At 71.8% G+C, this 806-nt stretch carries 1 pseudogene; it reads left to right on the top strand.

Going from position 1 to position 806, the window contains the following annotated elements:
- A pseudogene (locus tag CCN72_RS36885) lies at positions 1 to 806 on the top strand (HAD hydrolase family protein); the annotation flags it as partial.

Genomic DNA, 806 nt, shown 5'->3' with positions numbered 1-806 from the left:
GACCCCGGTCGCGGTCGCGCGCGCCAGCGGGTCGGAGCTGAGTTCGACGCCGTCGCGGACCACATAGGTGCCGTTCTCGGCGATGAAGACCATGCCCTCGGCGACCTCCGCGAACTGCCGGGCCAGGGTGGCGTACTGGCGGCCGCTCGCGGGGCTGAACAGCACCCTGCGCCCGGCAGTTCGCGGAGGTCGCCGAGGGCATGGTCTTCATCGCCGAGAACGGCACCTATGTGGTCCGCGACGGCGTCGAACTCAGCTCCGACCCGCTGGCGCGCGCGACCGCGACCGGGGTCGCGCAGGCGGTACGGCGGCTGAACGCGGCCGGCGGTGACGCGGGCGCCGTGGTCTGCGGCAAGCGCGCGGCCTATGTGGAGCGGACCGACGAGGCGTTCCTCGCCGAGGTGCGCCGCTACTACGTCGAGCACCGCGTCGTCGACGACGTCACCGCGGTGGAGGACGACTTCATCAAGGTCGCGGTCTTCGACTTCGACTCCGCCGAACGCTCCACCGCCCCCGCGCTCGCCCCCTTCGCCGGCACCCACCAGGTCGTGGTCTCGGGCGAGCACTGGGTCGACGTCATGACGCGCACCGCCAACAAGGGCACCGCGCTGCGCGCCCTCCAGCGGACCCTGGGCATCACCCCGGCCCAGACCATGGTCTTCGGCGACTACCTCAACGACCTGGAGATGATGGACGCGGCGGAGTGGTCCTTCGCCATGTCCAACGCCCACCCGGACGTCATCGCGCGCGCCCGCCATCTGGCCCCGTCCAACGACGAGAACGGCGTCCTGCGGACGATCTCCCGG

This window comes from Streptomyces murinus (assembly GCF_002154555.1).
In the GTDB taxonomy this organism is placed as follows: Bacteria; Actinomycetota; Actinomycetes; order Streptomycetales; family Streptomycetaceae; genus Streptomyces; species Streptomyces murinus.
The sequence above is the reverse complement of the archived record's forward strand: the minus strand, read 5'-3'. Positions and strand labels throughout refer to the sequence as shown.